The sequence below is a fragment of the Sporichthya sp. genome (assembly GCF_013815995.1).
Classification (GTDB): domain Bacteria; phylum Actinomycetota; class Actinomycetes; order Sporichthyales; family Sporichthyaceae; genus Sporichthya.
This window is the reverse complement of record NZ_JACDFE010000049.1, coordinates 1-21,126: the sequence shown is the minus strand read 5'-3', so window position 1 is coordinate 21,126 and position 21,126 is coordinate 1. Positions and strand designations below refer to the sequence as shown.

Here is a 21,126-nt window from a genome sequence, read left to right as displayed (position 1 = left end):
CGCCGGCACCGGTCCAGGCGCCACCGCGGTCCGCGAGCGCCACCGTCGCAACAGTGTCGCCCGCCGCGATGCCGGACAGCGGGCCCTCGGCGCCGGCGGCCAGGAGGGCGGTGGTCGCCAGCGAGGTGGCCAGGAAGGGCCCCGGGTACAGGGCGCGGCCGAGTTCGTGGTGGACCACGTTGGCCGCCGACAGTCCGAGTCCCAGTCCGCCGTGCTGCTCCGGGATGGTCAGTCCGCACAGTCCGACATCGCGCGCGAGGGCCTTCCACGCGGTGGCGCCGAAGCCGGGTTCGGTGTCGAGGTCCGCCCGGACCTGGTCGACCGAGGAGAGGTCGGTCAGGACGTCGCGCACGGTCTCGGCCAGGGCCCGCTCGTCCGCGCTGGGCACCAGTTCCGCAGTCGTCATCTGATGCCTCCTCAGGTCGCTCGGGGAAGGCCGAGCACGCGCTGCGCGACCGTGTTCTTCAGGACCTCGTCACTGCCGCCACCCAGGCGGTAGCCCGGGGCACCGAGGACCAGACTGCTCCAGGCGTAGGTGCCCCACTCGCCGGTGTCGGCCACCAGTTCCGGACCCAGCACCTCGCCGACGAACTCACCGAGGCGGCGCATGTTGTCCGAGAGCGCGATCTTGCTCAACCCGATCTCGGCGCCCGGCGGCTGGCCGGCGCGGGCCTGGGCCGCAATCACCTCGTTGACGTACCGGGCGCTGCGCAGGTGGGAGACGACCTCGCCGAACTCCTGCCGCACGGTCGCGTCCCCGGCGAGATCCTGGTTGCGGACCAGGCCGGCCAGGCGCTCGGTGGACAGGATCCCGACGCCGCCGAAGGAACTGTGACCCATCGCGTTGCGCTCGTTGGCCAGGGTGGTGAGCGCGATGGTCCAGCCCTCGCCCTCGGCCCCGAGCCTGTCGGCGTCCGGCACGACGACGTCGTCGAAGAAGACCTCGTTGAAGGCGGCGTCGCCGGTCATCTGCCGCAGCGGCCGGACCGTGACCCCCGGTGCGTGCATGTCGATCAGGAACGCGGTGAGGTTCTTGTGCCGGGGCTCGGCCGCGGTGCGGCAGATGATCTCGCCGACGTCGGAGATGTGCGCACCGGAGGTCCAGACCTTCTGGCCGGAGATCCGCCAGACATCCCCGTCGCGAACCGCCTTGGTGCTGATCGAGGCCAGGTCCGAGCCGGCGCCGGGTTCGCTGAACAGCTGGCAGGCGATCTTCTCGCCGCTGTAGAGCGCGGGGAGGTAGCGTTGCTTCTGGTCCTCGGTGCCGTGTTTGACGATGGTCGGGGCGATCATGCCGAGCCCGATCGTCAGCGACGAGTCACCCGGAACGTCGAACTGCCGGCTGACCTGCTCGAAAGCCCCCTGGTACGCGCCGGGGAGCCCGGCGCCGCCGTACTCGGTCGGGCCAGTGATCCAGCCGTAGCCGCCCTCCCAGACCCCGGCTCGCCACCGGCGGATTCCCGCCAGCGCGTCTGCCTCGGTCGCCGGGTCCGGCTCCTGGAAGACCCGGACCTCATCGCTGCCTTCGCCCCAGACAAAGCGCCGCTTGCCCTCGGAGGCCGGCGCGGCCGGGTAGCGCTCGGCCAGCCAGGCCCGCGCCGCTGCGGCGAACTCCTCGAGACTCGGCGGGGTGCTGGGTGCGCTCACGTGCGGGCCCGGGCACCGGCCGGCGAGGCAGCCCCCAGGTCGGCACCGCGGACCGGCAGCGCGATCACCGCGGTGCCGGGCATGACGGTCTCGCCGCGCTGGTTCACCGCGGAGGTCTTGATGTCGACGACGTGCTCACCGTCGTCGTCGACTCGCTTGCCGGTGACGGTTCCGGTCAGGCGCACGACGTCGGAGAGATAGACGAACTTGCGGTACTCCGAGCGCGCGGACCTGATCCAGCTGTGGTCGCCGGCCCAGTGCGTGAGGTGGTGCAACTGCCAGCACTGACGTTGGAAGCCCACGTCGTACTGGAAGGCGACGCTCATGGCGCGGGCGGCCTGGTAGTTGTAGTGCACCGAGTAGATCGGCTCCTTGGCCCCGGTGATCGGGTCCCGGAACGCCCAGGCGGGGTGCGCCGCGTAGTCGTGCAGCGCGGCGGCGTGCGCCTTGAGCCGCGGGATCGGTGTGCCACCGCCGGCGACGAAGGCGATCTCGTCGGTCAGACCGATCGGGCCCTTGGTGACGACTTCCAGTTCCTGACCCTCTGTCACATCATCCCAGTAGCGCGGCTCCGCGCCACGCGGACGCTCGGCCAGGACCTGGGCCTCGATCGCGACGATCTCGTCCTCGGCCCACGGGTGCGGCAGCGTCGGCTGCGGCTTGGCCTCACTGGTGCCGGCCTTGGCCTTGGCGGCGCCCCGCTCGAAGTTGATGACCTTCCAGTCGATCGTGGCGATCAGCGCGCCCAACTGGTTGGTGTAGCTGTTGCGGAACTTGTCGGTGACCGTGCGCCCGGCGAAGCTGCTGGCCGACGGCCCGTCGAAGCCGGTGTAGACGCAACCGGAGTCCACCACATCGCCCCAGTACACGGGCTGGTGCAGGGTCAGCGTCGATTCGGAGTGGAACGAGCCGAGCCCGGGCCAGCCGAACTGGATGCCGGAGAAGCAGCCGATGATGAAGCTCGGCGGTGCGACCGGGGCCCGGTAGGGCGACGCGCTCGCGTGCTCGGGGTCGGTCCAGAGCGGGTTGATGTCGCCGATGCCGCCGGCGAACTTGGTGACCGCGATCCGCGAGGCGAGTTCGTTGTTCACCGAGTGGTCGATGCGCAGATTGGCGCCGACCTTGGTCTGCATCGAGGCGATCATCTCGTCGGTGATGACCGCCTGCGGCATCACCGCCTGCTTCTCCTGGGCTTGCTCTTCGACGCTCAAAACCACCCTCTGCCCTCGGTCTTGCCGCCATTCACGTTACGACTCAATAGTCTAGTTGTCGAGTATTTGGTGATGGAGTACTTTTCAGTGTGACGTTCGTCTGGGGCACCGAGGTGACCCGTCGCGAACGCGGAATTGCCTTCCAGATGTACGCCCCGCGGCGCACCCATCTGGCCTCCTTGCTGGACGACGCCGCCCTCTGGTCCGACCGGACCCACCTGGTCCAGGGCAGCCGCCGGCTGACCTACGCCGACCTGTTCGCCCGGATCGAGGCCACGGCCGCGCTGCTGCACGATCGCGGCGTCCGTCCCGGCGACCGGCTGCTCCTGCTGGCGCCGAACAGCCCCGAGTGGATCGTCATGCAGTGGGCCGGGATCCGGCTCGGCGCCGTGGTCGCCCTCGGCAACGGCTGGTGGAGCGAGCCCGAGATCGCGCACGCGATCGACCTGATCTCCCCCACGCTGGTCATCGCCGATGCTCGGCGCGGCAGCCGGCTGCCGGCCGGGACGCCTGCCCTCGACATCGCGGACCTGGTGGACGTGCTCGACCGAGCCACGGCTGACCTACCAACGGTCCCGGACGTCGACGAGGACGACCCGGCCCTGATCCTGTTCACCGCCGGCACGACCGGTGCCCCGAAGGCGGTGGCTCTCGCTCACCGCTCCGTGATCGCCAACCTGCACAACCTGATGGTCGGGACGAATCGCCTGCCCCACCAGCTCGACCCCACCCGGGCTCCTCTGGTGATTCTGCAGAGCGGCCCGCTGTTCCACGTCGGTGGGCTGCAGGCGACCATGCTCAACCTGCTCGGCGGCGCCACCGTGGTGTTCCTGGAGGGCCGCTTCGACGCGGGGCAGGTGCTGGAGCTCCTCGAACGCGAACGCGTCACGGTCTGGGGCGCGGTGCCGACGATGGCAACGCGCCTGGTCGAACACCCCGCCGTCGGCAAGCGCGACCTCTCCTCGGTGCGCTCGATCACGATGGGCGGCGCCCCGGTACCGCCGGCCCTGCTGGCTCGGCTGCGCGACGTTTTCCCGAACGCCCGCAAGGGCCTCTCCACCATCTACGGGATGACCGAGCTCGGCGGCACCGTCGCCTCCGCCTCGGGCGCGCTGATGGCCGAGCACCCCAGCACCGCCGGCCCGCCCGGCCGGGTGGTGGACCTGCGCATCGAGAACCCTGATTCCAGCGGTGAGGGCGAGATCGCGGTCCGCACCCCCAGCCAGATGCTCGGGTACTGGACGCCCGAGGGCGTGAGCACCGCGAACGACCTGATCGACGCCGACGGCTTCGTGCACACCGGCGACCTCGGCCGCCTGGCGGACGGGCTGCTCTACGTGACCGGCCGGCTCAAGGACCTGATCATCCGCGGCGGGGAGAACATCGCCCCCGCCCACGTCGAGGCCGCTCTCCTGACGCACCCTCAGGTGCGCAACGCCGCCGTCCTCGGCCGCCCTGACCCTGACCTCGGCGAGATCGTCGGCGCCTGCGTCGAAGCCGACCCCGGCGTCACCGTCGAACACCTGCTCGCCCACGTCAAACCCTTGCTCAGCAGCTTTTCGGTTCCCGCCGAATGGTGGCTCCGCACCGATCCCCTGCCCATGACCGATGCGGGAAAGACCGACAAGCTGACGCTGGCAGCCAACTGGCCGAGCGCGGGCGGGCCCGGCGCAGCCGGGATTGCCGGCAGCGAATAAAGCGCAGGTTCCGGGTCAGCGAGCCCGCGAGCAGACCCGGAACCGAGCCATCGCGAAGGCATCCCGGCGCAGCTGGGCCGCCCGCGCGTCACCGGGACTCAGGCGTCCAGGTGCCGGGCAGCTTCATGACGCCGTTCATGAAGTTGGAGAGCATCAGCACGGGCTCACCGACCTTGAGGTCCCTCATGCGGGTGTAGATCTCGTACATCTCCGCCCGCAGCATCGACCTCCCGATCATGTGACCGATGCAATAGTGCGGGCCGCCACCACCGAAGGCCTGGTGCGGGTTGGCCTTGGACGGACGGGTCACGTCGAAGACGTCCGGGTTCTCGAAGACCTCGGCGTCGCGGCAGCCAGAGACGTACCAGAGCGCGAGCTTCTCGCCCTTGCGGATCGTCTTGCCGCCGAGCTCGGTGTCCTCGGTGGCGGTGCGGCGGAAGTGGTAGAGCGGGGGCTCGAAGCGCAGGATCTCGTTGACCGCGTCCTCCCAGCGGTTCTCGAAATCCTCCATCACGTATGCGAGTTGGTCCGGGTGCTGCTGGAACAGGATCAGCCCCTGGGCCATCCCGTGGCGGGTGGTGTCGTTGGCCGCGCCGGCGAGCAGGGCGAAGAAGACGCCAACCTCCTCGACCGTCATCTTCTGGCCCTCGTAATGGGCCTGCGCGACCCAGCTCATCAGGTCCTCGGTCGGGTTCTCGCGGCGCTGCTTGGCGAGTTCGAGCGCGACGGACTGCAGCTTCATCGAGGCGTCCGCGAACACCTGCAGCGGGGAGCCGATGTGCGCGTACTCCGGGTCGTTCCAGGCGCCGAGCTGCTCGGCGGCGTCCATCACGAACTGGATCTGCTCGGGGTCGGTCATGCCGAAGTAGGTGGCGAAGACCCGGCCGGGGACCAGCTTGGTGATCAGCTGACAGAGGTCACCCTCCCCGAGGTGCGCGACCGAGTCGACGGTCTCCGCGACGATGCGGTTGAGGTCCTCCTCCATCTTGCGCGTGTGCTTCGGGGTGAAGGCGGCCGAGACCACGCCGCGCATCTGCCCGTGCCGGGGCGCGTCGGTGACGATGAAGGAGAGCATCTGCTCCAGCTGCGGGAAGTCGTCGATGAAGACGCCCTCGGCCGAGGAGAAGATCTGCGGGTTGCGCGAGACGTACTGGATGTCGGCGTGCTTGACCACCGACCAGAAGCCCTGGGCGTTCGGGATCGAGGGGTCGATCGAGTCCGGCGGGCCGTGCCAGCTGATCGGGTCGTTCTCGCGCAGGTACGTGAAGTAGTCCAGCCGCTCCGCCGGAGGCAGCGCCCAGAACCTCAGGCTGCTGAACTTGTCAATGATCGGCTCGAGCGTGGACGTGTCGAGGGCCATGCGAGTCTCCGATGTTGGGACGGGACGTGGGACGTGCCTCAGCGGACGGGCTGACGACTGGCTTGGCGTTCACGGACGGCGGCGACGGCGACCTCGGTGGCGGGGTCCCCCATCGCGATCACCTGGCCGCGGATCTCGCTCTCGAGGGCGGCCGGATACGACGAGGTCTCCTGGCTCGCGTGCAGGGAGCGCTTTGACAGCTGCACGCCGGTCGGGGGCAGGGCGGCGATGTCGCCGGCCAGGGACACCGCGGTCTCGAGCAGCGAATCGGCCGGGACGACCCGGTTCGCCAGCCCGATGCGGACGGCCTCCTCGGCGTCCACCTCCCGACCGGTGAAGAGCAGTTCGGCGGCCAGCGAACTCCCGATCGCGCGGGGCAGCAGCCAGGACAGCCCCAGGTCCCCGCTGGAGAGCCCGATCTTCACGAATAGTGAGGTGAACCGGGCCTGCGGCGAGACCAGCCGGAGGTCGGCGTTCATCGCCAGGCAGAAGCCGCCGCCGGCCGCGACGCCGTTGACCGCGGCGATCACCGGCTGCGGCAGCGAGTAGAGCGCGTGGAAGGAGCGGGCGCCGTTGTCCGCAAGCTCGAGCAACTCGGCCCGGGAGAGCTGGGTGAACACGTCGGCGACGTCGAGATCCATCCCGGCGCAGAAGGCGCGGCCGGCCCCGGTCAGCACGACCGCGCGCGCCTCGCGATCGGCCCGGATCTCCTCGACCACGGCCAGCAGTTCGGCGAACACCTGCGGGTTCAACGCGTTGAACCGGTCCGGCCGGTCGAGGGTGATCAGAACGACACCCGGTGCTGTGCGCTCGAGGCGGAGCGTCTCGTAGCCGCCCACCATCACCTCCTGAGTGTGACCCAGCTCATCCTATTGTCTAGCGATAGAGTGTCCAGTACTAGAGGACTTGGGGAGCGCGATGGACTTCACCGAGACCGAGGACCACCGCGCGATCCGGTTGGCCGTCCGCGGCGTCTGCGCGAAGTTCGACGACGACTACTGGCTCGCCCGGGACGAGAACCACGAGTTCCCCTGCGACTTCTACGCCGCGATGGCCGCCGGTGGCTGGATCGGCATTGCGATGCCGGAGCAGTACGGCGGGGGCGGGCAGGGCATCGCGGAGGCCTCGATCGTGCTGGAGGAGGTGGCCGCGTCCGGCGCCTGCATGAACGGCGCCAGCGCGATCCACCTCTCGATCTTCGGCATGCACCCGGTAGTGCTGCACGGCAGCGACGATCTGAAGGCCCGGGTGCTCCCGCAGGTCGCCTCCGGTGAGTCCCACGTCGCCTTCGGGGTCACCGAACCCGACGCCGGCCTGGACACCACCAACATTTCCACCCGCGCCGTACTCGACGGTGACCACTACGTCGTGCACGGCCGCAAGGTGTGGACCTCCAAGGCCCTGGAGTCCGACCGGGTGCTGCTGCTGGTGCGTACCACGCCGCGTGACCAGGTCGCCAAGCCCACGCTGGGGATGACGCTGCTGGTCGCCGGCCTCAGGGACCCCGCCGTGCACATCTCCCCGATCTCCAAGCTGGGCCGTAACGCAGTCGCCTCCTGCGAGGTCGTCTACGACGGGCTGCACGTGCCGGTCGCCGACCGGGTCGGCGAGGAGGGCAAGGGTTTCTCCTACCTGCTCGACGGCCTCAACGCCGAGCGGGTGCTGGTCGCCTCGGAAGCCCTCGGCATCGGGCGGGCGGCGATCCGCCGCGCGGTCGCCTACGCCAACGAGCGTGTGGTCTTCGGCCGCCCGATCGGACAGAACCAGGGCATCGCCTTTCCGCTCGCGGACGCACACGCCCGCCTGAACGCGGCGGCCCTGGTGATCCGCGAGGCGGCCTGGCGGGTGGACCGGCGGATGCCCGCCGGCGAACAGGCCAACACCGCCAAGTACCTCGCCGCCGATGCCTGCTTCGCCGCCGCCGACGCCGCGGTGCAGACGCACGGCGGGTTCGGCTACGCCCGGGCGTACCACGTCGAGCGCTATTTCCGGGAGGCCCGCCTGCAGCGCCTGGCGCCGATCCCGCAGGAGATGGTGCTGAACTACCTGTCCGAGCACGTGCTCGGCCTGCCGCGCTCGTACTAGTCCCGGGAAGAGAGCGATGACCGCGACCCGAGGTGTCTCTGTTCTGCAGGGCCGGGTCCGCGACGTCGGTGCCGCGGCCGCCGAGGCCGAGGCGCGCGGGTTCGACACGGTCTGGTCCCCGGAGTTCTACGTCCGTTCCGGAATTGTGACGCTGGCTCACATGGCCGGACTCACCTCGACGGCGACGATCGGCAGCTCGATCGCCTACGCGGTCGGGCGTTCGCCGCTGACGATCGCCACCGAGGCCCGCAGCCTCGACGAGCTTTCCGGCGGGCGCCTGATCCTCGGCCTGGGCACCGGCACCAAGCGGATGATGTCCGACTGGCACGGCACTCCTCCGGAGTCACCCGCCCCGCGGATGGAGGAACTGGTCCCGCTGCTGCGGCGGCTGTGGCGGCTGCACGAGGGCCCGGTGCAGCACGAGGGCCGGTTCTACCGGGTGGACCTCAAGCCCACGGCCGAGGTCATCGAGCCCGAGCGAGACGACATCCCGGTCTACACCGCGGGGGTCAACGACCGGATGGTCGAGGTCGCGGGCCGGGTCGCCGACGGACTGTTCGGCCACGTGCTCTTCACCCCGGCCTACCTCGAGGAGTACGTCCGCCCGGCGATCGCGAAGGGCGCGGCCAAAGCCGACCGCGACCCGGCCGAGGTCGCGGTCGTCGCCCTGGTGATCACCTCGGTCTCCGACGACGAGGAGCAGGCCCGGCGCGAGGCGGCCGCGCAGATCGCCTTCTACTCGGTCCCCGGGGCCTACGCCCCGGTGCTGGAGCGGCAGGGTTTCGGCACCGTCGCCGCGGGTCTGCGCGAGGCCTTCGCCGCCGGCGACTTCGACACCATGGTCAAGCGGGTGCCGGAGGAGATGATCGACGCGTTCGCCTGCGCCGGCACCCCGGGCCAGGTCCGCGAGAAGCTGCGGGCCTTCGACGCCGTCGCCGATCACACCGTGGTGTACCCGCCGAGCTTCCGGCTCTCCCCCGAGCGCTGCGACGAGGTGCTGCGTGCGGTGATCGAGCACACCGCGCCCACGGCATCCCCGTAGCGTCAGCGAGAACGGTCGCTATAGCGACCGCCTTCGCTGACGCAAGGCGGTCAGCCGACGACGTCGAAGTCGCCGAGAGAGCCGGAGATCTTGCGCGCGCTCATCGTGTAGAGCGCGGAGCCGGTCATCCCCAGACGGCGGGCGAGGTCCGACATCCGGTGCTCACCGAGGGCGACCCGGGCACCGCCCGGCCGGATCCGGAACCCCTCGGCCCGCAGCGGGAAGGGGCCGTGGAGCAGTTCACCCTGGTTGGCCCCGTCGACCCGCACGCTCCACACCGGCAGCGGGATGGTCATCGCGGTCGGTGCGGCGACCGGCCCACCGTCGAGGGCGACCGCGAGCACCCGGGTCTCGCCGTCCCAGAGCTTGATGTACTGGATGCAGGCCAGCGCCGAGAAGGCCCGCCCGCCCGCGGTGACCGGCTCCAGTCCCGTCCCGCGCATCAGGGCGCGCGCCTCGGCAGCGCGGCAGGCGTACACCGCCCCGGCGAACCGGGCGTCACGAATTTGCGCCGGGTTCGGGATCTCGGTGCCGAACACCACCCACCGGTCCGCGAGAGCTGGGGCCATGGGTCCACCCTCACATTCCCCTGGGCGGTACGCCCAGCCCGGCACGCCGCCGGTATACATGCATCCCATGAGTGCGCCCACCGCCCAGACCGCCGCCTGGACCGAGAAGGTTCTGGCCTGGCTGCCCGGCGTGCTGCCCGGCGACGGCGCGGTGGAGCTCGAGCCGCTGGTGGCGGGGCACTCCAACCTGGTCTTCGCGCTGCGCCGGGGTGAGCAGCGCTACATCCTGCGCCGCCCGCCGATGGGCGAGTACGCCGCGTCCGCGCACGACGTCCTCCGCGAAGCCCGGCTCCTCACCGTGCTCGCCGAGGCCGGCTCCACCCGGACCCCTCGGGTGGTGGCTATCGCCGAGGCCGGCGACGCCGCCGGAGTCGGCCCCGCCTATGTGATGACCCGGCTGCCCGGCGTCGCGATCCGCAACGAGGCTCCGGCGTGGCTGGACTCCGCCGCCCAGCGGGCGACCATCTCCCGCGAGCTGGTCGGGGCCCTCGCCGAGTTGCACGCTCTCCCGATCGCCCCGTTCGAGGCGGCCAAGCTCGGCCGCCCCGGTGGCTACCTGGCCCGCCAGCTCACGCGTTGGTCCGGCCAGCGCGACGAGTTCGTCGCCCGCGGCGGGCGGGCACTGGACGACGAGCCGGCCGTGCGCGCGTGGCTGCAGGCGAACGTGGCGGACGAAGGGCCGTCCACGCTGGTGCACGGGGACTTCAAGCTGGACAACGTGCTGGTCGACCCGGACACCTGCGGAGTCACCTGTGTCCTGGACTGGGAGATGGCCACCCTCGGCGATCCGCTGGCCGACCTCGGCTTCCTGCTCGCCTTCTGGCCGGACTCGCCCGCGGCCGCGGCTGTCTTCGAGGAGTTGCTCGGCGAGGTCACCCTCGCCGACGGCTTCCTGGACCGGGCCGCCATGGTCGGCGTCTACGCCGAGCTGAGCGGGCGGAAGGTGACGCTGGAGGACCTGCGCTGGTACCACGTGCTGGCGCTGTGGAAGATGGCGCTGCTGCTGGAGGCCAGCTACACCCGGCACCTGGCCGGCACCACCGACGACCCGTTCTTCGCCTGCCTGGACACCGCGAACCCGCGGCTGCTCGCCGCCGCGCTTGAGCTCGCCCGTTCCGTCTAGTCGGGTGCGTGCTGGGCGGCCGCGGCGATCGTGACCGGCACCTTGGCGACGGCTTCGTACTTGCCGCGGACGCTCGCGTTGTTGTTGGCCGCGAACCGCGACTCGAGGAAGCCGATCGTGATCCCGGAGAAGTCCTTGTTGGCCGAGATGGAGTCCGGGGCCGGCACCGTGCCGACCTGCGCGGCCTGGGAGATCCGCGCGATCGCGGTGTTGACGTCGGCCTTGCTCAGCCTCGCCTCGACGAGGATCACCTCGACGCCGGTGCCGGTGGTGCCCTCCAGGGCCTTGACCTCGGCCGGCGGCTGGCCCTTCCAGTAGATGTGGACTTTGAGCTTCGCCGGGTTCTGCAGGATCTGCGCGAAGCCCTTGGCGCTTTCGTCGATCTCGTCGACGATCTCGGCGAGCAACTGCGCGTTGGCCTCCAGGTCGACGCCCGGCTCGGGCGTCTCCTCGGCGGTGGGCTCCGCGCTGGAGGCCGTCGCCGTCGGGGACGGCGCCGGCGGCTCGGCGACGTCGTCGTCGTCGGAACCCCCACAACCCGCCAGGGCCAGGCTCACCGACATGGCTGCCGCCGTGTGCCGGACGGACCCCCTACCGTCAGAGCTGACTGGGGGTGAAATCCTCCCTGTCAGTGGGGAGCGCGCCCCGAACAGGCAGGACAGGAGAAGCACGTGAACATCAGCGGAAGCTCAGCCCTGGTCACCGGCGGGGCCTCGGGCCTCGGCCTGGCCACCGTCAAGAACCTCCACGCGGCCGGCGCGAAGGTCGTCATCGTCGACCTGCCGAACTCCGACGGCGAGGCCGTCGCCAAGGGCCTGGGTGACGGTGTGGTGTTCGCCGGCGCCGACGTCCGCGACCCGGCGGCCGTCCAGGCCGCCGTGGACGCGGCCAGCGCGCTCGCGCCGCTGCGCATCGTCATCAACTGCGCCGGCATGGGCTACGCGATCAAGACGATCGGCAAGGACGGCCCGCACGACCTCGAGAAGTTCGAGCGGACCATCACCATCAACCTGATCGGCACCTTCAACGTGATCCGGCTTGCCGCGGACCGGATGGCCGAGGCCGACGAGGTCGACGGCGAGCGTGGCGTGATCGTCAACACCGCCTCGGCCGCCGCCTTCGACGGCCAGATCGGCCAGGCCGCGTACTCCGCGTCCAAGGGCGGCATCGTCGGCATGACGCTGCCGATCGCGCGGGACCTCGCGTCCACCAAGATCCGCGTGGTCACGGTCGCTCCCGGCCTGTTCAAGACCCCGCTGTTCGACAGCTTGCCGCCGGACGCGATCGCGTCGCTGGAGAAGTCGGTCCCGCACCCCTCGAGGCTGGGGGACCCGTCGGAGTTCGCCGCGATGGTCGCGCACATCATCGAGAACGCCATGCTCAACGGCGAGACGATCCGCCTCGACGGCGCGATCCGCATGGCCCCGCGCTAGAACCATGGGTCCCCTTCGGGTAGAGCGCGACGGGCCGCTCGCAGTCCTCACCATCGACAGCCCGCCGCTCAACCTGTGGGACGCCACCACCGGGCCCGCGTTCACCGGGGCCCTGGACTCACTCGACGCCGACCCTCCGCGCGGACTGCTGATCCGCGCGGAGGGTCGCGTGTTCACCGGCGGGGTCGACGTCCACGTCTTCGCCGGCCGTGACCGCGAGACCGGCGCGGCGATGGCCCGCGAGGTCCTCTCCGTCGCCGGCCGGGTGGCCGCCCTGCCCTACCCGACCGTGCTGGCCGCGCACGGGCTCTGCCTGACCTGGGGCTTCGAACTGGCGCTGGCCTGCGACCTGCTGCTGGCCGCCGAACCGGTGAAATTCGCCCTCGTCGAGCACATCGTCGGCCTGAGCCCGTTCATGGGCGGACCGCAGCGGCTCGCGCTGCGGGTCGGTCCCGCGCGGGCCAAGGAATTCGTGATGACCGGTGACCGCTACGACGCCGCCACCCTGCACAACTGGGGGGTGGTGAACCGGGTGCTTCCGGTCGAGGGCTTCGACGCCGCGACCCGCGAGTTCGCGCTCCGCCTCGCCAACGGCCCGACCCGCGCGCACGCGGTCACCAAGCGCCTGGTCGACCTCGCGTGTTCGGAGGGCGAACCGGCCGCCACCGCCATCACCCCGGCGCTGGCCGGTGAGCTGTTCGAGACCGCGGACAACCGCAACGCGGTGGCCTCCTTCCTCCGCGACGGGCCCGGCAAGGCGACGCACACCGGCCGCTGATCGGCCTTCCTTTCGCTCCGCCGACCGGGCTAGCGTCGGAAGCCGATAGCCCCCTCGGCAAAGGAGCCAGCAATGGGACGCGTGTCAGGCAAGGTCGCCCTCATCACCGGGGCCGCTCGCGGCCAGGGCCGCGCGCACGCGGTCCGGCTCGCGGAGGAGGGCGCCGACATCATCGCCGTCGACGTCTGCTCGCAGCTGGGCACCGTTCCCTACGGACTGGCCACGCCGGAGGACCTGGTCCAGACAACGAAGCTGGTCGAGGAGCACGACCGCCGGGTGATAGCCCGTCAGGTCGACGTGCGTGACCTGGCCGGTCTGCAGCAGGTGGTCGCGGACGGGGTCGACGAACTCGGCGGCATCGACATCGTCGTCGCCAACGCGGGCATCGGCAGCTTCGCGCCGGTCTGGGAGCTGACCGAGGAACAGTGGAACGAGACGGTCGACGTCAACCTCACCGGGGTCTGGAAGACGGTCAAGGCCGCGATCCCCTCGATGATCGAGGCCGGCAAGGGCGGCTCGATCATCCTGACCAGCTCCCTGGCCGGCCTGGTCGCCTTCCCGAACCTGGGCCACTACACCGCGGCCAAGCACGGGGTGACCGGGCTGATGCGCAACCTCGCGGTCGAGCTCGCGCCGTACAACATCCGCGCCAACTCGCTGCACCCCGCGATCGTGCACACCGACATGACGCACAACGACGCGATCTACCAGCTGTTCCTGCCGCACCTGAGCGGTCCGAGCCGAGCCGAGGCCGAGGACGGCTACCGCGGAATGCACGGACTGAACATCTCCGGCCTGGAGCCGATCGACATCGCCAACATGGTGCTGTTCCTGGCCTCGGACGAGTCCCGCTACATCACCGGCACGACCCAGGTCCTCGACGCCGGCGGTGGTGCCCCCTTCAAGATCCCGCACATGTGACCACCCGGCGCGGGGGATGTCATCCCTCTCGACCGCCAGAACCGGACATATCGGGCATATTTCGGTCGAGAGGGATGACATCCCCCGAGGCTCCGGTCTCCTGACGGGGCCTCAGAAGATCGTGTAGCCGCCGTCCACGATGATCTCGTTGCCGGTGTGGAAGGTCAGCGTGGGGTCGGCGAGGAACGGGGCGATCGCCTCGAACTCCTCCGGGTCGGCCCAGCGCCGGACCGGCGTGCGCCGGGTGGTGGCCGCCATGAACTGCTCGCTGGCCTGCTGCGCCTCGTTCAGCGGGGTGCGGGTCCAGCCCGGGATCAGGATGTTGCAGCGCACCTGGTGCTTGGCCAGCTCGACCGCCAGCGTCCGGGCGAGCCCGATCAGCCCAGTCTTGCTGGCGGCGTAGGAGGCCTGGCCGGCCGCGCCGTAGCGGGAGATGGTCGAGGACACCACGACCATCGACCCACCGGTGCCCTGCTCGATGAGGACCCGGGCGGCCTCGCGGGTGGTGAGGAAGGCGCCGTCGAGGTTGATGCGCAGCACCCGGTGCCAGTCCTCCAGGGTCATGTCCTGGATCGGGGCGCCGGCGTGCACCCCGGCGTTGGCGACCAGGCAGTCCAGCCGGCCGAACTCGGAGAGGGTCGCGGCCATCGCGGCGGCGACCGCAGCCTCGTCGCCCACGTCGCAGGCGACGGGCAGGACGCGGGTGCCGTGTTTGGCCAGCGCCGCCGCGGCCTCGGCGTTGCGCTCGGTGTTGCGGGACCAGATCGCGACGTCGGCGCCGGCCTTGGCCACGCCGGCCGCCAGGGCCAGGCCGATGCCGGAGTTACCGCCGGTGACCACCACGGTCCGGCCGGTCAGATCGTGCACGCGCGCCTCCTCGAATTCGGAGGCGACGCTACTGCTTGTCGCCGAGGGCCCGACGCACCCGGCGCAGGTCCTCGGTGATCCGCTCGGCCGTCTCGTCGTCGATCTCCGGCAGCCCGAACCCGACCGCGGCCAGGGCGGCGCTCGCCGTGGTGGCCGCCTGGTGGCCGGCCGGCGTCAGTTCGGCGAGCACGGTGCGGCGGTCGGTGGGATGCGGACGTCGCTCCACCAGCCCGGCGTTCTCCAACTGGTCGATCACCATCGTGACCGTGGTGGGGTGCACGAGCAGGCGCTTGGACAGCTGACCCAACGGCCGCGCCGACCCTTCGCTCATCTGCAGGGTGATCATCACCATGTAGCCGGTCCGGGTCAGCGCGTGCTCCTTGAGCACGCGGTCGACCTCCTCGGTCATGATCGTGGCCGCCCGGAGCACCGAGAACAGCGCGGCGAACTGGGCCGGCGCCGGCTCGCCGCGCTGCTCCCACCGTTCGCGCATCCACCCGATCGAGTCGGGGTTCTCGACCATCAGTGCTCGACCTGGTACTTGTCGAAGTCCGGCTTGCGCTTCTCCACGAAGGCGGCGGCGCCTTCCTTGGCCTCGTCGGTGAGGGCGAAGACGTCCAGTCCGGCCATCGCCATCTGGGACAGTCCACCCTGGTGGTCGGTGTCGGCGTTGAAGGAGTGCTTGAGAAAGCGGATCGCGGTCGGGCTGTAGTGGGCGAACTCCTCCACCCACACCTTCGCCTCGGCGAGCGCCTGACCCGGCGGCACGACCTTGTTCACCAGGCCCCACCGCTCGGCGGTGGCTGCGTCGTACTGCCGCAGCAGGAACCAGATCTCCCGCGCGCGCTTCTCCCCCACGACCCGGGCGAGGTAGGCCGAACCGAAGCCGGCGTCGAAGGAACCGACCCGCGGGCCGGCCTGGCCGAACTTCGCGTTCTCGGACGCGATCGACAGGTCGCACAGCACGTGGAGCACGTGCCCGCCGCCGATCGCCAGGCCGTTGACGGCGGCGATCACGGGCTTGGGGATGTCCCGGATCAGGCGGTGGAAGTAGGCAACCTCGAACAGGCCGTTCTCGGTCGGGCCGTAGTTGCCGAGCTCGTTGCGCACCTTGACGTCGCCACCGACGCAGAAGGACCGATCGCCCGCACCGGTAAGGATGACCCCGCGCACGGCCTTGTCCGCCCAGGCCTTCTTGAAGGCGTGGATCAGCTCCTCGATCGTCGTCGCGGTGAAGGCGTTGAGCCGGTTCTCCCGCTGGATCGTGACGACCGCGGCGTGCCCGTCGACCTCGTAGGAGATATCCGCGTAGTTCGAGGAACCCACTGTGCCTCCGCTATTGCCCGGCGTGCGCGCATGAGAATACTGCACTACCAGATATTAGGGTGCTAGAGGATTCCCCGGGCCGTCACTCCGGCGGTTCGGAGAGCAGCACATCGAACACGTGCCGCTCCAGCTTGGTGCTCAGGTCGACGTGCACGTGCTGGGAGATCGTGTACTCGTCGAAGGACTGCGGGCCGAGCTCACCGCCGACGCCGGACTGCTTCCAGCCGGAGAACGGCATCTCGACGTCGAGCATGTGCCAGTTGTTGACCCAGATGGTGCCGGCCTGCAGGCGCTGCGCGACCTCGCCGGCCTCCTCCAGGTCGGTCGACCAGACGCCGGCGGACAGGCCGTACTCGGTGTCGTTGGCGATCGCGATCGCCTCCTCGACGGTGGAGTACTTGATGACCGACAGGACCGGGCCGAAGATCTCCTCGCGCGCGATCTGCATGTCGTTGGTGACGCCGGTGAAGATCGTCGGCGCGATCCAGTGCCCGCCCTCGAAACCCTCGACCTCGGCGAGCCCGCCACCGACGACCGCGGTCGCGCCGGCCGCCTTACCGCTCTCCAGGTAACCGAGGATCTTGTCCCGCTGCTTGCGCGAGATGACCGGTCCCATGTCGGTGTCGAAGTCGGCCGGGTCCCCGAGCTTGATGGTTTTCACCCGCGCGACCATCTTGGCGACCAGCTCGTCGTGGATGCTCTCGTGCACGAGCAGCCGGGTGCCGGAGACGCAGATCTGGCCGGAGTAGAGCATGCAGCCGAACAGCGCGCCGTCGGCCACGATGTCGAGGTCCGCGTCCGGGAGCACGACCTGCGCGCCCTTTCCGCCGAGCTCGAGCGAGACCTTCTTGACCGTGCCGGCGGCCAGCTTCATGATCTCGCGGCCGATCGCGGTCGAGCCGGTGAAGGCGATCTTGTCGACGTCCGGGTGGCTGGCCAGCCGCGCCCACGTCGACGCCGTCACCGGTGACCAGGTTGAGCACGCCGCCCGGCAGGCCGCACTCGGAGGCGATCTGCACCAGACGCAGCAGGGACAGCGGGGTCTTCTCATCCGGCTTCACCACGACCGAGTTGCCGCAGGCCAGCGCGGGAGCGATCTTCCACAGGCCCAGCAGCAGCGGGAAGTTGAACGGCACGATCGCGCCGACGACGCCGACCGGGGCGCGGCGCACGGTGTTCATCGACGCGGTCGGAAAGGCCGAGGTCGGGATCTGAGCGATCCACTCGTACTTCGCGATGCGCTCGGCGAAGTAGGTGAAGTGCGGGCCGGCGTAGCCCACGTGGAAGGCGATGGCCTGACGCAGCGTGGCGCCGTTGCACATCGTCTCGAGCTCGATGAGCTCGTCCTGCTCCGCGCCGAGCCGGTCGGCGATCTTCAGCATGATCGCGGCGCGCTCGGTGTGCGGCAGGCGCGACCAGACGCCGGCGTCGAAGGAGCGCCGGGCAGCCTCGACGGCCGCGTCCAGGTGGTCGACGGACCCCTTCGCGATCGTGGCGACGACCTCGCCGGTGGCCGGACTGCGCAGCTCGTAGGAGGAATCGGAGTCGACTCCCTTGCCGTCGATGAACATCTGGTGGTGCGTCACGGCCACGGTGGTCACGAGGGCTCCCGACGATCGTTGGAGAGGTCTGGTCGTGCGGACAAGCTAGTCCCCCGGGATGCGCTGATGGCGCTCCAGTTGCACCCAGCGGGAGACGGCCTCGGCGCGGTTGGAGGCGCCGAGTTTGCGCAGGATGTGCTTCACGTGGGTCTTGACCGTGCCTTCGGAGATCACCAACCGGCGGGCGATCCGGGCGTTGGTGTCGCCCTCGGCCATCCGGCGCAGCACCTCGACCTCGCGACGGGTCAACGCGGCCCCCCCGTGCTCCCCGGGTGCGAGGAAGGTCTGCAGGAAGGCGTGCCCGTTGGAGGCCAGGGGGTCGGCCGGCGGGTCCAGCGGCCGGTGCAGCGACCAGTCCGCCACCGGCATCGCGGTCGAGACCCCGTTGACCAGGTTGCCGAGGTCGAGCCGGACGGCGCCCAGGCGATCCAGCACGGCACTGCGGGCGAGCGCGTAGCCCAGGCCCTCCCCGAACGCCGCCAGCACCTCGCGGTCGGTCTCGTCCAGGTTGCGCTTCTGGTAGTAGCAGTCCGCGTGCAGGAAGCCCACCACGCTGCCGTGGGCCACGATCGGCGCCGCGACGTAGGACCGGGACAGCGAGGACTCGGCGATCGGCCGGTTCACGCCGGTGTCCCCTTGGACGTCGGAGACCAGCAGGGCGGTGCCGCGGCGCACCATCTCCCACTCCGGCACGGTGTCGTCGAGCACCACCGGGTTCTCCCGGCCGGCCGCGAGGATCTCCTCGGCCCAGCGGGCGTCCCGGCCCACATACACGGTCTCCGGCAGCCACCGGCCGTGGTCGATCCGGGAGACGATCGCGCGGTCGAAGCCCAGGCTGCACACCGCCACCGCGGCCTCGTTCACCAGCGTCGCGGTCGCGTCGATCCGGCGCAGTGCGGCGAGGGCCTCGCGGACCCGGGCCAGAGCGGCGTCGCGCTGGTGCAGCCGCTCGTCGCGGATCCCGTCATCGAAGGCCTTCAGCGTCCGCATCAGGTCGATCAGTCCGTCGAGGTCGCTACCCGAGGCGAGCCGGCCCTCCGTGCCCAGCGTGCTCAGCGCGCCGAGAGTGAGCTCCCAGCCGGCCGCGAGCACGTCGTGGGCGGCGGCGTAGTCGACGACCAGCGACGGGTCCCAGAGGTCGTCGCGACCGGTGACCTCGGCGATCTGACCGAGCAGGGACTGCAACTGGTCCCGACGGCCGGCCGGCAGCAGGTAGCCGCGCCCGGGCCACGGGGCCCCCGGGTCGCGCGCGCGCATGAACTCCACACGGGACGAGCCTGCGCCGATCATCGTCAGTTCGCCGCGGTGCCCGGCGGGTCCACGAAGAGGTCCAGTGCGAAGTCCGAGCCGGCGCCGTACTTCGACAGGTCGCTCACCCCGGCGGCGGCGAGGACCTCGTCATCGATCAGGGTCTCTCCGGAGCGGCGCGGACCGGTGAAGATCGCGACCGCCGCATCGGCCATGATCTCCGGCTTCCGGGAGGCCTCGGCGGCGTCCGGGATCAGATTGATGATCGCCGCCGTGGCGATCGTGGTGCGCGGCCACAGGCAGTTCGCCGTCACACCGTCCCCGGCGAACTCGGCGGCGAAGCCGAGCGTCAGAAGCGTCATGCCGTACTTGGAGAGCATGTAGGCCGGATGCGCGCCCAGCCACTGCGGCGCCAGGTTCAGCGGCGGCGAGAGCGTGAGGATCTGGCCGTGCCCGGATTTCTTCAGGTGCGGCACGCAGGTCTTGGTCAGCAGGAAGGTGCCGCGCGCATTGATCTGCTGCATCAGGTCGAAGCGCTTCATGGGCAGCTCTTCGGTGCTGGACAGGTTCAGCGCGCTGGCGTTGTTCACGCAGATGTCGACGCCGCCGAAGGTCGACACCGCAGTGTCGACGGCCCGCTGGACGTCCTCCTCGACGCGGACGTCGCCGATCACGCCGACGGCCTTGCCGCCGGCCGCCTCGATCTCCTCGACGGCGGTGTGGACCGTGCCCGGCAGGCGAGGGTCGGGATTGTCGGTCTTGGCGAGGATGACCGCGTTGGCCCCCTCCCGTGCTGCGGCGACCAGGATCGCCAGACCGATTCCGCGACTTCCGCCGGACATCACGATCGTCCGGCCGGCCAGAGCCGTGCCCATGAGACTCCTTCGGGGGGTAGTTCAGAACCGCCCGGGGGGATGTCCGGACGGCCGGAGCCTAGTGGCCACCGTCATAGGCCGAAAGCCTTGACGAGCGGGGCAGTCACGTTTGACTGTTTATGCGCAACTCCAGGGTATTACCGCCCCCAGAACCAGGGAGACCGACACATGCGCGATGCGGTCATCGTCGAAGCAGTCCGCACCCCCCTCGGCAAGCGCAACGGCGCCCTCGCCGGGGTGCACCCGGTGGAGCTGTCCGCCCACGTTCTCAAGGCCCTTGTCGAGCGCACCGGGATCGATCCCGCCCAGGTCGACGACGTCATCTGGGGCTGCGTCATGCAGGTCGCGGAGCAGGCCATGAACACCGGTCGCAGCGCCGTGCTCTCGGCCGGCTGGCCCGAGTCGGTCCCCGCCACCACCATCGACCGCCAGTGCGGCTCCTCGCAGCAGTCCGTGCACTTCGCCGCGGCCGGCCTGATCTCCGGGCAGTACGACGTCGCCGTGGCCGGCGGTGTCGAGTCGATGAGCCGGGTTCCGATGTTCTCCTCGCTCCAGGACGCAGACCCGCTCGGCCCGGGCTTCGCTGCCCGCTACGGCGGCACGGCGCCCAACCAGGGCATCGGCGCGGAGATGATGGTCGAGCGCTGGGGCTTCACCCGCACCGAGCTCGACGAGTTCGCCCTGACCTCCCACGCCCGCGCCGCCGCCGCGCAGGACGCCGGCGCCTTCGACAGCCAGATCGTGCCGATCAAGGCCGCGGACGCCGAGGGCAACCTGCAGCTGGTGGCCGCCGACCAGGGCATCCGCCGCGGCGGCACCCTGGAGGGCCTGGCCGGCCTCAAGACGGTCTTCAAGCCCGAGGGTGGCGCCGTCACCGCGGGCAACAGCTCGCAGATCACCGACGGCGCTGCGGCGCTTCTCATGATGACCAGCGAGAAGGCTCAGGCCCTGGGCCTGACCCCGATCGCCCGCGTGCACACCGCCGTCCTCGCCGGCGACGACCCGGTGATCATGCTCACCGCGCCGATCCCGGCGACGCAGACGGCCCTCGCCAAGTCGGGCCTGACGATCTCCGACATCGGCGCCTTCGAGGTCAACGAAGCCTTCGCGACGGTGCCGCTGGCCTGGCTGCGCGAGACCGGCGCCGACCCGGCGGCGATGAACCCCAACGGTGGCGCCATCGCCCTCGGCCACCCGCTCGGCGGCTCCGGCGCCCGGCTGATGACCACGCTGGTGCACCACATGAAGGCCAACGGCATTCAGTACGGCCTGCAGACGATGTGCGAGGGCGGCGGCATGGCCAACGCCACCATCATCGAGCTGCTCTGACCGAGGTGTAACCC

General features: G+C 70.5%; 20 protein-coding genes and 1 pseudogene. 8 read left to right on the top strand and 13 right to left on the bottom strand.

The window, feature by feature from the left end:
• The 3 genes from H0X00_RS08000 to H0X00_RS07990 form a co-directional block, all read right to left on the bottom strand.
• Positions 1-406, bottom strand: a 406-nt coding sequence (locus H0X00_RS08000; RefSeq protein WP_293768825.1) for an acyl-CoA dehydrogenase family protein, incomplete at its 3' end; no start/stop codon positions are given.
• Positions 407-417: 11 nt separating this feature from the next.
• Positions 418-1,647 carry an acyl-CoA dehydrogenase family protein gene (locus tag H0X00_RS07995; RefSeq protein ID WP_293768823.1) on the bottom strand — a complete coding sequence of 410 codons (1,230 nt, stop codon included), beginning with the start codon at positions 1,645-1,647 and terminating at the stop codon, positions 418-420.
• The gene (locus H0X00_RS07990) at positions 1,644-2,819 is read right to left on the bottom strand and encodes a MaoC family dehydratase N-terminal domain-containing protein (protein ID WP_367186494.1); all 1,176 of its coding nucleotides are present in this window, start codon (positions 2,817-2,819) and stop codon (positions 1,644-1,646) included. Before H0X00_RS07990 ends, H0X00_RS07995 begins: the two co-directional genes overlap by 4 nt.
• Before the next feature lie 128 nt (positions 2,820-2,947).
• Between H0X00_RS07990 and H0X00_RS07985 the strand changes: the two genes are divergently transcribed.
• On the top strand, positions 2,948-4,555 hold the full coding sequence (locus tag H0X00_RS07985) for a class I adenylate-forming enzyme family protein (RefSeq protein ID WP_293768819.1): 1,608 nt from the start codon (positions 2,948-2,950) through the stop codon (positions 4,553-4,555).
• A gap of 88 nt (positions 4,556-4,643) precedes the next feature.
• On the opposite strand, the gene H0X00_RS07980 is transcribed toward H0X00_RS07985, so the two are convergent.
• Both H0X00_RS07980 and H0X00_RS07975 read right to left on the bottom strand, forming a co-directional pair.
• Positions 4,644-5,915: a cytochrome P450 gene (locus tag H0X00_RS07980; protein WP_293768817.1), complete on the bottom strand. Its 1,272-nt coding sequence runs from the start codon at positions 5,913-5,915 to the stop codon at positions 4,644-4,646.
• Between the two features lie 38 nt (positions 5,916-5,953).
• Positions 5,954-6,757 (bottom strand): enoyl-CoA hydratase/isomerase family protein, encoded by an 804-nt coding sequence (locus H0X00_RS07975; protein WP_293768829.1) that lies wholly within the window; start codon positions 6,755-6,757, stop codon positions 5,954-5,956.
• 76 nt (positions 6,758-6,833) lie between these two features.
• Between H0X00_RS07975 and H0X00_RS07970 the strand changes: the two genes are divergently transcribed.
• Positions 6,834-8,000, top strand: a complete 1,167-nt coding sequence (locus tag H0X00_RS07970; protein ID WP_293768815.1) for an acyl-CoA dehydrogenase family protein — start codon at positions 6,834-6,836, stop codon at positions 7,998-8,000.
• Positions 8,001-8,016: 16 nt separating this feature from the next.
• Entirely contained in the window at positions 8,017-9,042 is a 1,026-nt protein-coding gene (locus H0X00_RS07965) for an LLM class flavin-dependent oxidoreductase (protein WP_293768813.1), read from the top strand.
• Between the two features lie 50 nt (positions 9,043-9,092).
• Here the strand turns inward: H0X00_RS07965 and H0X00_RS07960 are convergent, their stop codons facing one another.
• Positions 9,093-9,611: a hypothetical protein gene (locus tag H0X00_RS07960; RefSeq protein WP_293768811.1), complete on the bottom strand. Its 519-nt coding sequence runs from the start codon at positions 9,609-9,611 to the stop codon at positions 9,093-9,095.
• A gap of 67 nt (positions 9,612-9,678) precedes the next feature.
• On the opposite strand from H0X00_RS07960, the gene H0X00_RS07955 reads away from it, so the two are divergent.
• Positions 9,679-10,734 carry a phosphotransferase family protein gene (locus tag H0X00_RS07955; protein WP_293768809.1) on the top strand — a complete coding sequence of 352 codons (1,056 nt, stop codon included), beginning with the start codon at positions 9,679-9,681 and terminating at the stop codon, positions 10,732-10,734.
• Here H0X00_RS07955 and H0X00_RS07950 read toward each other — a convergent pair.
• Positions 10,731-11,297, bottom strand: coding sequence for a hypothetical protein (locus H0X00_RS07950; protein WP_293768807.1), 567 nt, complete (start codon positions 11,295-11,297; stop codon positions 10,731-10,733). The genes H0X00_RS07955 and H0X00_RS07950 overlap by 4 nt on opposite strands.
• A gap of 108 nt (positions 11,298-11,405) precedes the next feature.
• Here H0X00_RS07950 and H0X00_RS07945 point away from each other — a divergent pair, with 108 nt between their 5' ends.
• The 3 genes from H0X00_RS07945 (at position 11,406) to H0X00_RS07935 (ending at position 13,866) form a co-directional block, all read left to right on the top strand.
• Positions 11,406-12,167 carry a 3-hydroxyacyl-CoA dehydrogenase gene (locus H0X00_RS07945; protein WP_293768805.1) on the top strand — a complete coding sequence of 254 codons (762 nt, stop codon included), beginning with the start codon at positions 11,406-11,408 and terminating at the stop codon, positions 12,165-12,167.
• Positions 12,168-12,171: 4 nt separating this feature from the next.
• On the top strand, positions 12,172-12,945 hold the full coding sequence (locus tag H0X00_RS07940) for an enoyl-CoA hydratase/isomerase family protein (RefSeq protein WP_293768804.1): 774 nt from the start codon (positions 12,172-12,174) through the stop codon (positions 12,943-12,945).
• A 72-nt stretch (positions 12,946-13,017) separates the two neighbouring features.
• Positions 13,018-13,866: a mycofactocin-coupled SDR family oxidoreductase gene (locus H0X00_RS07935; RefSeq protein ID WP_293768803.1), complete on the top strand. Its 849-nt coding sequence runs from the start codon at positions 13,018-13,020 to the stop codon at positions 13,864-13,866.
• 111 nt (positions 13,867-13,977) lie between these two features.
• On the opposite strand, the gene H0X00_RS07930 is transcribed toward H0X00_RS07935, so the two are convergent.
• From H0X00_RS07930 to H0X00_RS07895, 6 genes and pseudogenes are all read right to left on the bottom strand, one after another.
• Positions 13,978-14,733, bottom strand: a complete 756-nt coding sequence (locus tag H0X00_RS07930) for an SDR family NAD(P)-dependent oxidoreductase (RefSeq protein ID WP_293768802.1) — start codon at positions 14,731-14,733, stop codon at positions 13,978-13,980.
• Positions 14,734-14,761: 28 nt separating this feature from the next.
• A complete protein-coding gene (locus tag H0X00_RS07925; RefSeq protein WP_293768801.1) occupies positions 14,762-15,256 on the bottom strand; it encodes a MarR family transcriptional regulator in 495 nt (164 codons plus the stop codon).
• Complete coding sequence (locus H0X00_RS07920; RefSeq protein WP_293768800.1) at positions 15,256-16,059, bottom strand: enoyl-CoA hydratase-related protein; 804 nt, start codon at positions 16,057-16,059, stop codon at positions 15,256-15,258. Before H0X00_RS07920 ends, H0X00_RS07925 begins: the two co-directional genes overlap by 1 nt.
• An 82-nt stretch (positions 16,060-16,141) precedes the next feature.
• Positions 16,142-17,660: pseudogene (locus tag H0X00_RS23740) on the bottom strand (aldehyde dehydrogenase).
• 45 nt (positions 17,661-17,705) lie between these two features.
• Positions 17,706-18,917, bottom strand: a complete 1,212-nt coding sequence (locus H0X00_RS07900; protein ID WP_293768827.1) for a LuxR C-terminal-related transcriptional regulator — start codon at positions 18,915-18,917, stop codon at positions 17,706-17,708.
• A gap of 35 nt (positions 18,918-18,952) precedes the next feature.
• The gene (locus H0X00_RS07895) at positions 18,953-19,783 is read right to left on the bottom strand and encodes an NAD(P)-dependent oxidoreductase (protein ID WP_293768785.1); all 831 of its coding nucleotides are present in this window, start codon (positions 19,781-19,783) and stop codon (positions 18,953-18,955) included.
• A gap of 168 nt (positions 19,784-19,951) precedes the next feature.
• Here H0X00_RS07895 and H0X00_RS07890 point away from each other — a divergent pair, with 168 nt between their 5' ends.
• On the top strand, positions 19,952-21,112 hold the full coding sequence (locus H0X00_RS07890; RefSeq protein ID WP_293768783.1) for an acetyl-CoA C-acyltransferase: 1,161 nt from the start codon (positions 19,952-19,954) through the stop codon (positions 21,110-21,112).
• The last annotated feature ends 14 nt before the right edge of the window (positions 21,113-21,126 follow it).

Coding starts and splice junctions, on each gene's coding strand:
- H0X00_RS07990 (WP_367186494.1), bottom strand. CDS start 2,819: ATGCCGCAGGCGGTCATCACCGACGAGATGATCGCCTCGATGCAGACC.
- H0X00_RS07980 (WP_293768817.1), bottom strand. CDS start 5,915: ATGGCCCTCGACACGTCCACGCTCGAGCCGATCATTGACAAGTTCAGC.
- H0X00_RS07975 (WP_293768829.1), bottom strand. CDS start 6,757: ATGGTGGGCGGCTACGAGACGCTCCGCCTCGAGCGCACAGCACCGGGT.
- H0X00_RS07970 (WP_293768815.1), top strand. CDS start 6,834: ATGGACTTCACCGAGACCGAGGACCACCGCGCGATCCGGTTGGCCGTC.
- H0X00_RS07965 (WP_293768813.1), top strand. CDS start 8,017: ATGACCGCGACCCGAGGTGTCTCTGTTCTGCAGGGCCGGGTCCGCGAC.
- H0X00_RS07960 (WP_293768811.1), bottom strand. CDS start 9,611: ATGGCCCCAGCTCTCGCGGACCGGTGGGTGGTGTTCGGCACCGAGATC.
- H0X00_RS07955 (WP_293768809.1), top strand. CDS start 9,679: ATGAGTGCGCCCACCGCCCAGACCGCCGCCTGGACCGAGAAGGTTCTG.
- H0X00_RS07950 (WP_293768807.1), bottom strand. CDS start 11,297: ATGTCGGTGAGCCTGGCCCTGGCGGGTTGTGGGGGTTCCGACGACGAC.
- H0X00_RS07940 (WP_293768804.1), top strand. CDS start 12,172: ATGGGTCCCCTTCGGGTAGAGCGCGACGGGCCGCTCGCAGTCCTCACC.
- H0X00_RS07935 (WP_293768803.1), top strand. CDS start 13,018: ATGGGACGCGTGTCAGGCAAGGTCGCCCTCATCACCGGGGCCGCTCGC.
- H0X00_RS07925 (WP_293768801.1), bottom strand. CDS start 15,256: ATGGTCGAGAACCCCGACTCGATCGGGTGGATGCGCGAACGGTGGGAG.
- H0X00_RS07900 (WP_293768827.1), bottom strand. CDS start 18,917: ATGCGCGCGCGCGACCCGGGGGCCCCGTGGCCCGGGCGCGGCTACCTG.
- H0X00_RS07895 (WP_293768785.1), bottom strand. CDS start 19,783: ATGGGCACGGCTCTGGCCGGCCGGACGATCGTGATGTCCGGCGGAAGT.
- H0X00_RS07890 (WP_293768783.1), top strand. CDS start 19,952: ATGCGCGATGCGGTCATCGTCGAAGCAGTCCGCACCCCCCTCGGCAAG.